Origin of the sequence: Bartonella sp. AA1HLJMS (assembly GCF_042197445.1) — a bacterium.
GTDB lineage: Bacteria > Pseudomonadota > Alphaproteobacteria > Rhizobiales > Rhizobiaceae > Bartonella.
Map to the genome: position 1 here is coordinate 1 of NZ_JBHIRW010000037.1, position 9,437 is coordinate 9,437.

8 protein-coding genes are annotated in these 9,437 nt (G+C 41.7%); all 8 read right to left on the bottom strand.

Annotated elements, in window-relative coordinates; translation table 11 throughout:
* Nucleotides 1-579: 579 nt before the first annotated feature.
* Genes ACFIQE_RS07845 through ACFIQE_RS07880 form a run of 8 tightly spaced genes read right to left on the bottom strand, consistent with a single transcriptional unit; the run spans nt 580 to nt 9,407 of the window.
* Nucleotides 580-1,665 carry a phage tail protein gene (locus ACFIQE_RS07845; protein WP_375707477.1) on the bottom strand — a complete coding sequence of 362 codons (1,086 nt, stop codon included), beginning with the start codon at nt 1,663-1,665 and terminating at the stop codon, nt 580-582.
* Between the two features lie 7 nt (nt 1,666-1,672).
* Nucleotides 1,673-2,686, bottom strand: coding sequence for a phage tail protein (locus ACFIQE_RS07850; protein WP_375678175.1), 1,014 nt, complete (start codon nt 2,684-2,686; stop codon nt 1,673-1,675).
* Between the two features lie 8 nt (nt 2,687-2,694).
* Nucleotides 2,695-3,699 (bottom strand): phage tail protein, encoded by a 1,005-nt coding sequence (locus tag ACFIQE_RS07855; protein WP_375707478.1) that lies wholly within the window; start codon nt 3,697-3,699, stop codon nt 2,695-2,697.
* Nucleotides 3,700-3,711: 12 nt separating this feature from the next.
* Nucleotides 3,712-4,362, bottom strand: a complete 651-nt coding sequence (locus tag ACFIQE_RS07860; RefSeq protein WP_375707479.1) for a transglycosylase SLT domain-containing protein — start codon at nt 4,360-4,362, stop codon at nt 3,712-3,714.
* Entirely contained in the window at nt 4,359-6,590 is a 2,232-nt protein-coding gene (locus ACFIQE_RS07865) for a hypothetical protein (RefSeq protein ID WP_375707480.1), read from the bottom strand. The genes ACFIQE_RS07860 and ACFIQE_RS07865 overlap by 4 nt, the downstream gene beginning before the upstream one ends.
* Entirely contained in the window at nt 6,587-8,020 is a 1,434-nt protein-coding gene (locus tag ACFIQE_RS07870) for a hypothetical protein (protein WP_375707481.1), read from the bottom strand. The genes ACFIQE_RS07865 and ACFIQE_RS07870 overlap by 4 nt, the downstream gene beginning before the upstream one ends.
* A 24-nt stretch (nt 8,021-8,044) precedes the next feature.
* A complete protein-coding gene (locus ACFIQE_RS07875; RefSeq protein ID WP_375707482.1) occupies nt 8,045-8,980 on the bottom strand; it encodes a hypothetical protein in 936 nt (311 codons plus the stop codon).
* A gap of 1 nt (nt 8,981) precedes the next feature.
* Nucleotides 8,982-9,407: a hypothetical protein gene (locus ACFIQE_RS07880; protein ID WP_375646234.1), complete on the bottom strand. Its 426-nt coding sequence runs from the start codon at nt 9,405-9,407 to the stop codon at nt 8,982-8,984.
* Nucleotides 9,408-9,437 lie beyond the last annotated feature (30 nt).

The following is a 9,437-nucleotide window of genomic DNA, read 5'->3' on the forward strand; positions in this document are numbered from 1 at the left end:
GAAAGAGCTCATTTGGTTTCGTATTTTTAAACTATAACTTTTAAAACGTTTTTAGTACCAAATCTAAAGTAGATAGTTATTCTACTGCCATGGCATTATTTGCTTCCATTTTTTTGTGGAAGCGAATAGTTCCATTCTTAAAGACTAGCCTGCAATCTATTCATTAAAAGGCTTTTCATTTCATAAGATATAGCATTTTGAATTTCATGACCTTTATTTCCTACCTCGGTAAAAAAATACCGTGGTTATAAAATCGATCTTGTCTTTAAATCCTTTTATGCAATCTTTAAAATGTTCGGTGTTATGATGATGCTGTTATGACAGCTCTCTATTTTGCGCTCGCCAATTTTGGCGAATGTTAATTTGCTCTTTTATGTGATTAACAATCCAATCTTTAAAACAAGATGTGATCTTTAAACGTATGTTATCGATATTTTCAAACGACTAAATTTAAAACAATGTGATTTGTGCTGTGATAAAAACGTATCATAAAATTTATGAACTGTTATGAATGATATCGGCTTTTCATTTCATTTGAATACACACATGCGTTATAATACTTACATCATGATTTGCTTTTTATGGTCTATTTATGCATGGCAATCTTATATCAAAAATGGTCAAATGAATCACGTATAAAAAGATGGATTCTTGAGTGGATTCATATAAAATAATTGCAAACAACATATTGACTTTATTGCGTTTTTTTGTATAATGTGACTCTGTAAACCAAAAGGGAGTCTCTACCTGTGGACTTCCTGCTATTTGGTCAAATTCTTGATTACACTTGTCCAAAGCATCCCCACTCAAACCTACACACTCTTCGTCTATAGCTCTCTTGCGCCTTGTCACGCGCGCTTCAGTAGAAGAAACATCCCGTTTTTTTCGAGAAGAAAGACCTTCTGATGACGCTGGACCTATAAAATGTTCATGCGCTTTTAAAGAACAGGGTTGTATACTTGCAAAAGAACGCCAAGGGTCTAAATTGCGTTCATTATCAAGTCCCCGTAAAAATAGCCCCCGAAAATCGGGAACATTAAACGTCGTGGCGCCATCCCCTTCTCCCCACGTCGTTCCTATGACACAAAATAAATCCCAATAAACATACCGTGAATAAGCACTTCCATCACATGGCAACCAACCATCCGGCAAGCGCTCCATTGCAAACGGTCCTATCAGACCGGAAGGTAAACGTTTTAAGGAAGAAACTTTGCCCCTTGTCGGGTTGAGAACTTGCCAACCCGTAAGCTCTTCATCATACACAAGCGTATAAAGACAGCCATCTTGTATCTCTCCTCCCGATAAGGCTAATAAACCGGTTTCTGTTGCCTTATAAACGGGCTTATCGGCTAAATTATTTAAAGCAATTGTTGTCGCCCCAACATTCTTGCCCTTCGCTTTAAAACAAACCGATATGCCATTCTTATACTCTAAAAATGCCGATTGACTTAGAAGCCTTATCACGCTCGTCTTTTGGTTATTATCAACCGTCACAATCCCTTCAAGCACACCCCCCGTATCCGATAAATACTCACTTACCCGTTGCATCATAAAACGAGCGCTATTATTAACCGTGTTAGGGTGCTGTCCCTCTGACCAATTAATTAAAGCATCAGCACCACCATTCTCAGATGCTGTTAAAGACCAATCATAAATCGTGGACATCTAAACCTCACGTCTTGATTCCAAACACAACACTCATATTAATCGGGCGCGTCTCACTTATACCTGAACTTGCCAATGCAACATCACGCATGTGAAGGTGGGAATGGGGAAAGGCGAGCTTATGGTGCACGCGTATATCCTCTGCTCTCACGCCCAAACGTTCAGCAAGCTTCAATCTTTGCTGGTCATTCAACACATATCCCCAGATGATCGTCATATCACCATGCCAACTCTCTTCCTGATTTTCATCATTCAAAATCGTAAAGGATTGACCCCCATGGTCATGCTTTCTCATTGCGTCATTTTGTAAAGTGCCAAGATAACGAAAGCGGTCTATCTCGCGGTCATCATCAACACCTCGTAAAAAAACACCACGCAAATCGGGAACATTAAACTTCGTCCAACTATCAGCGCCTCCCCACCTGATCCCTATCGCTTCATAAAGAGCAGGATAATCACTACGCAAATAAGCCTTCCCATCACATGGTAACCAGCCATCTGGCAAAACTTGCATCCCAAAAATCCCTATCGTCCCTAGTGGATAAACAGGGATAACCGGCTCTTGCGATAAAGAGAGAGGCGTAGGATTTAAAACTTGCCAAGCATGATCCCTATAAACCAAGCTATAAATGCACCCCCTTTGAAGCTCGCCTCCCGATAAAACACGGAGACCTAATTCCGTCGCCTTGTAAACAGGTTTAGCCGCCAAATCATTCAAGGCAATTGCGGTTTCCCCAACATTCTTGCCCTTCGCTTTAAAACAAATTGATATCCCATTCTTATACTCTAAAAATGCCGATTGGCTTTGAAGTCTTATCAACGTCGTCTGGTGTTCAGCATCAACCGTAAAAGTGCTTTCAATCACACCACTCGTATCCGATAAATACTCACGCACACGTTGCATCATCACACGAGCACTATTATTCAGACTACTAGGACGTTGTCCTTTTGACCAATCAATCAAATCATCACAATAGGCATTCAAGGAGGCATTTAAAGACCAATCATAGATCGTCGACATCTTACACCTCATGTCTTAATCGCAAACAGAACACTCACATTAACTGGACGCGTCTCGCCTTCACCAGTGCTCTCCAAAACAACCTCTTGGTTCTCATCAAGAGTATGAGAACTTACAATGTAGCCCCCTAAATTCTCACGCTCTATGCCCATAAAATTCGCTAGAGAGCTCCCCCCAAACAAGCCTAGACGATAGCCCAACACATCCGTCGTATTCCCATCCCAAAAGTTTTCGTTGCTGGTAAAATGAGACATCGAAAGGCTCTGTCCTTGATGTTGATGCGACTCAATTAAATCTGTTTGCACACTGGCAAAAGAACGCCCCTCATCAATATTGCGCCCTCCATCAAGCCCCCGTAAAAACATCCCTCGAAAATCGGGAACATTAAATGTCGTGGCGCCATCACCCTCTCCCCAAACCGTTCCTATCGTCTCAAATAAATCACGATAATCACGACGCAAATAAGCCTTCCCATCGCAAATTAACCAATCCTTTGGAATCCCGCGCATTCCAAACGTTCCTATAAAACCCGTGGGATAAAGACTGCTTTCTTCTTCTTCTAAAGGGAGTGAGGTAGGATTAAAAAGATGCCAATGATCTCCATTATAAAACAATGTATAAATGCACCCTTGTTGGATTTCCCCTCCTGATAATGCACTGATGCCTAATTCCGTTGCCTTATAAACCGGCTTGCCATCTAAAGCATTTAAGACAATCGTGGTCGCTCCAACATTCTTACCCATAGCCATAAAGCGCAAAACGATACCATTCTTATACTCTAAAAACTGTGAAGTGCTTGCAAGTCTTATCACACTCGTTTGTTGGACAGGATCATTTGTAACAATGCCTTCAAGCTCTCCACCCGTGTCTGACAAGTATTCCTTTATGCGCTGCATCATCACACGGGCGCTCGTATTCACACTGCTAGGATACTGTCCTTCGGACCAATCAATCAAATCATCTACGCGCGTATTATCCGCCGCTCTAAGCGACCAATCATAGATCGTTGACATCTCTCATAAATCCTAATTCCGGTAAAATGGTCCGTAAAACGCCCGCATGAATTGCGTCATCAAAGGATTATCATCATCATCACTCTCTTCTTCTTCCGAAGCCTCTTCTTGTGATGCTAATAATGCCCTTAAAACCTCTAACAAGTTGTCTCTATTTCTAATGCCACCCTGCGCTGTAGGACTTGCTCTATGAGGCTGCCCACCATACATCTGTAATACACGGTTGACAAAATCACTTGCACGCATAGCGTTGTTTCCACCATTCAAGCCAACCGCATTGCTCCCAACAATTTGCGCCGCATTGGCATGGGGATTTTGAAGAAGCCGCGCGGCTCCTCCTGCCCCTTGTTGATGTGCTAAATACAATTCTGCATCAGTAGGCGCTCTTCCCAACAGGCGGCTTAAATGATTGCGATTATCAAGCGTCAACCGCCCCATGGCATCTGCCGCTTGCATGGGGTCAAAACGGTCTTGCAAACCATATTGCTTGGCGGTACTGTCTATAAATTGATACAACCCACCCGCAGAAGAACGGGGATTCCTTGCATTCGGATTGCCTCCACTTTCCACTTGCGCAACACGGTACAAATAACTCTCTGGCAAACCATAACGCGCTGCTGCTTGACGGATCGCTTGCTCTACAGAAGGACTATAACGGGTCATCGGTTAAACATCCTCACAACCTCGTTTCCACTTAATCTAAACAAATCAGAAAAACGCTTTTTCACCCACTCTTTCGTCGCATATCCCTTATGATGCGCATTTACCATACGTTGAATCAGATCGACAATTTGAGCATTCTTAATCTCTGTTCCCCCTGTTAACAATTTGACAACATCCTTTTCAATCCGTTGACGCTCTCTAAACGCCGCCTCTTTGAAAGGAATCCAAGCAGCCTTCCCAGCAGCTTTTGCTAATTGTACAGCTGCATCATGTTTACCCGTTGGCATATTGACGTTATGCCTAAATGATATCTTTTCATCCGCTACACGACCTGGTATTCTATTATAAAAATCTGCATAATCGGCTTCTTTTTCGATAACCTTCTTGACCGCAGAAGCTTTATCGGCTCCATAAATCTTTGCAAATCGTTTATACAGATCATTCGTACCAAAAATCTCCTTTGCCTTGGATACTTCATCTTTTGTTTGACCCATACCTTGTAAAAGTTCTGCTCTTGAGCCCTTTTTAAAGTATTCTTGTTGTGCCTTTGGTAATTCATCAAAGATTTTACTGAATTCATCCTTATTAACCGACTTGCTAAGGATTTTGGAACCTTCATCCATGGCATCTAAACGTGAACTATATTGATGATACAATGATCGTGCCTTCTTATATTTAGGCGATATATCATCCATAAGCTCTAATAACTTTTTCTGAATGCCAACTAAGGTATGAACTTTACTGTTATCTCCTATCTTCTCGGCTGCATCTCTCATAAGACCAAGTTTAACCTTCGTTTCATGGAGAACACCCATGTTGGGCTTTTCTTTAAGGAGATTAAATTTTTCAGAAGAAAATGGAGCAACTTCTTTGACCTTACTCGTGAATTCCTGTAGCCCTTCTTTATAAGCTTGTTTGAAATATGGACGCTTCATTAATTCATTAAGAGCGCCATAATGCTGTTCTCCTATTGGTATTTTTTTGGCTATTTCGTAAAGAGTATGTGGTTCTGCTTTCCTAATCGCTATAAGATCATTTTTTAAACCTGTGACATTTTGACGAGGAACAAAGTATTTATCAGCCGCCTGATGAATACGCTCCCCTCCTCCCAGCGCTCTCTGTTTAGCTCTCTTGGTTAAATCAAGATAAGCCCCTTGGTTTCTTTTCGCGATATCAAAAACAAGATCTTGTAAAAAAGGACTATGATCAGCTACGTAATCGGTAGGAACTGCTTTTTTAAAAGATTCTCCTAGCTCTTCAGAAGCCTCCTTACCTAAATGTTTACTGATTTCTCTTAATGTGTCTGTTGCAACACCTTGCTTATGAGAAGGAGAAAGAAGTCTTCGTATTCCACCGACAGTAGAACCAGCCAAATGACCTAAAGCACTGCCAACCACTGTCCCTGCTGCTCCTAAACCACCACCAACTGCTGCACTTTGAAGTGTATGACCTAACCCTACCCCTTCACCTGCTCCATGTAATGCACCAGATGCCGCCCCTACTTTAAGCAAATGAGGAAGTGTTGTGTTTTTTGTGATGCCTAAAAACGGACTGGCTTTCCCACCTACATATTTCACTCCTGCGCCTACCCGTTTCCCTACCGTGCCTACCGGTGTTGGAACGGCTTTCAAAAATGCTTGACCTAATTTTGAAGTAGCAGGAGGCGCTATCCGCCCCGCTAGTCCTGCAACCGCTCCTGTTCCTAACGTCGCAAGTGAAGGTAAAGCAGCCCCTACAACATTTCCTAACAAAGACGTCCAATAATGCGTATCACTCATCCTACGTTGATAATCACGTATTCTATTGGCTTCTTTCTCATACTTCTCTTCGTATTTTTTATCACCAGATAACCAATATCTGTACAGCCCCTTTCTAAAAGCATTTAGTGCACTCTCATTCTCATCATCACGTCCCGCCGCTACAATCCCCGCAACTTCATCATCTAAATTAAAACTCAAACCATGCTTTAAAGAATTCCAAAAGGCTTCACTTTGTGTAATCTCTGGAGAGAGTAGAGTATTTTCATAAGAAGGATTGGCATATTCTAAAACAGAACCTAAATTGATAAAATTCGGTCCAAGTTCTGATGAGCGTTCTCGATTAGCCGCATATTCTGAAGCAGAACCTAAATTGATAAAATTTGGACCAAGTTCTGATATTTTTTTACCTTGATTGTTCGTAGCACCTAATGCACGATCAACTACAAGAGAATTCTTATTGTTAATCATTTAGCCCTCTTGTAAACTTGACCATTGTAAATAAACTCAACCCCAATAGGCATTTTATTAGCTTGTTCTATGCTGCTTACAGTTGTAAAATTTGCAACATTCCCTTGTGACCCCGCCTGATTGGTAGAATTTTGGTTATTTCCTGCCATAACGGCATTTCTCATATTATTTTCTGTAGCCTCAATCTTACCTAATACAATACCTTGTACTTCAGGGTTCAGTCTTGATAAAACATCTTTTATTGTTGACAAACGCCGTTTAAGCTCTCGTGTAGACATACGTAAGTTTAATTTCCCAAGAGACTCTTTTAACATTTCAATGTCTTTATCGCTAACATTTCCAAGTCCTAGCGCCCCTCTTTGCGATAACATTTTCATTTGATCTATACGGTCAAGCCCTATACGAGATTGTATTGATTCCAAAACCTGTCGTACATCCGATTGTTCGGACGTTGAGAACGCGTAGCTAGCAGCTAAAGCTATATTACCTGTCGCCTTATTCTTAAATTTCTCAAGGTATTCCTGCACATAATCAATATCTTCTAGCAAAACCTTTGCATACAAGTTTTTATGTTGACGTAAAGCAGCTTCTCGTTCTTTGTCGAGATACGCCTTCCCACCAGGGTGATAAACCACTCTCTTTCCCGTGGGTGATGTTGGGTCATCAATTAGCGAACTTCCATCATTGTAATGTTTTATGCTATCTGTACCACCTGTGAGCAATGCACTAAGCATTTGAGGATTCCGTGCCATGACAGCAGCTTCTTCATCACTGTAGCCTTTGGACTTTAAATAATCGACGGTCTGATTAACCTGCCCTCTTTGTTTATCTCCTTCGTTAAGACGCTTCACACCACTTGCAAGCGCATCCCACCCAGAACCGTCTGATGAAGATTCTGCCATACCTGCAAAAAGATCTTTGAGCTTCTGATACGCATCTGATTGAAAAAACTTATAAGTATTGGACTGTAAAAATTTCTCTGCATCTGTCAGTTCAGGAGTCGGTGTTGGGGAAGCGGGTGCTAATGGTTGCGTTTGTTCATTAATATGAGGTTTTAGTTCTTGTGGAGTACTCTCTAGTGCATTTGGCATGGGTGGATGTTGATCAAATCCAAGAGGCATTTCCGCTTTAGGAGCCGTATAGGGCATAAATGGTCCATATGGATTCAGACTATTCTGTAAATAGGGGTTGGATGGGGCTTGTGCTTTCTCTGGTGTCATCATACTTTCAATACCTGACATTCCAGTCATAAATAGAGAGGTTTTGGGGTACTTTGTTATGAAATTCCCCACGGGGTTCTTTGTTATTAATTGTCCCAATCTATTCGCCCCTGTAACCGCTTTAGGAGCAAGATACCTAAAAACATGAGGCGCAGCTCTTGCTGCCATAAAAGCTGCCCCAGCTAATGGAAATAATATTGGAAATGCCATCACACTCTCCTACAAAACTATTCTTTAATTATTCTCCAGAGCTTTCTTTTGATTCATGTAATCTAAAAAAAACTTGGATGCTCCTCCTGCCAACGCTGCTCCCATTGGACCACCTGCCATGTAACCAAAAGCCATCGGTGCTGCTTGAAGTGCTAAAGAACCTATAGTCCCTACATTTTTCCACGGATTATTGCCCTCTATCTTAGAGATTGTATGATTATTCGTTGTCGTGCCGTAATTCCTTGCAAAACCATGACCGGCATTCATAAGCATATTCAACCTATTCCAGCCGCTATTGTCTTGTTCCAGCCAACGTTCACGATTGGCATCAACAAGGCGTTGATTGTAGTCATTAAGAACAGATGACCCCTGCAACATATTCGAATAGGCATTATTATAAGAGGGGAATAAGTTGCCTATCATGCCTAAGCGGTTTTCATTTAGTTGATCAATCATCGAATTGGCTTGCATCATATGCTGTAAATCTCTATCACGCTGGCGATACTTGATACGAGCTAATTCATCATTAAGCCCCCTCTGTAACTCATTGTTATGCGCACTAGAGCCATAAAGACCACTACCTAAAAACTGTCGATTAATACTATTTCTTATTTCACTTAAGCCCTCTTTAAGTTCCTCATCAAATTGAGAATTCGGTCCCATCAAACCACCAGATGCAATCCAGTTAAGGTTTCTCGCAGACGATGTTGGAGTATTCATCAAATGATTCATATAATTCTGATACTGATGAGGAATAGCTCCAAGACCTCCAATTGCTTGATAAGTTGGAGCACTTAAAGGTGCAACACGAGGTCCCCCATATACATTACCACCCATCCCTGTATCATACATGTTATACGCATCTGCACCCCCACGCTTAAAGACATTCTGCATCCAAGTTGGAGGGGCGCTTGTTTGTACCTGCTTCTGTTCTGTCGTTGTTGGTGTCTTGCTCCCCATGTCACAATTCCTTCCTATAATAAAGCATAGCTATGCCATAGCCTTGCTTGTCCAATGCGCGCTTCCAACCTAAACGACCCAAGATCTCCATTTCAGAAGCCCCATTCTCACGCGCCCAATCCTCTACAAATGTCAAATTATCAACTTGATCAAGAACGCCCTTGCCACTACATTCACAAATCAGAGCGCGCTTCTTTCCTAAAACTGTCTGTTGTATCTGGGTCGTGAATGCCGCTAAAAAGCGCTCGTCATCATCCAAAACAAGCCATAACTGTTTCTTGCCGCTGCAAATCGCTTCAATGAGCTCTTGCAACGTGATTTCATGTTTGAAACGCTCTACATACTCTCTAAAGGATGCAATGATGTCTTCAAGATAAGGCGCTATACGCTCCATATCCCAAGACGTGGTCAAAAAGACTTTTGCCATTACCCTCTGCCTAAAGGACGTAAATCCACA

Coding starts and splice junctions, on each gene's coding strand:
- ACFIQE_RS07845 (WP_375707477.1), bottom strand. CDS start 1,665: ATGTCCACGATTTATGATTGGTCTTTAACAGCATCTGAGAATGGTGGT.
- ACFIQE_RS07850 (WP_375678175.1), bottom strand. CDS start 2,686: ATGTCGACGATCTATGATTGGTCTTTAAATGCCTCCTTGAATGCCTAT.
- ACFIQE_RS07855 (WP_375707478.1), bottom strand. CDS start 3,699: ATGTCAACGATCTATGATTGGTCGCTTAGAGCGGCGGATAATACGCGC.
- ACFIQE_RS07860 (WP_375707479.1), bottom strand. CDS start 4,362: ATGACCCGTTATAGTCCTTCTGTAGAGCAAGCGATCCGTCAAGCAGCA.
- ACFIQE_RS07865 (WP_375707480.1), bottom strand. CDS start 6,590: ATGATTAACAATAAGAATTCTCTTGTAGTTGATCGTGCATTAGGTGCT.
- ACFIQE_RS07870 (WP_375707481.1), bottom strand. CDS start 8,020: ATGGCATTTCCAATATTATTTCCATTAGCTGGGGCAGCTTTTATGGCA.
- ACFIQE_RS07875 (WP_375707482.1), bottom strand. CDS start 8,980: ATGGGGAGCAAGACACCAACAACGACAGAACAGAAGCAGGTACAAACA.
- ACFIQE_RS07880 (WP_375646234.1), bottom strand. CDS start 9,407: ATGGCAAAAGTCTTTTTGACCACGTCTTGGGATATGGAGCGTATAGCG.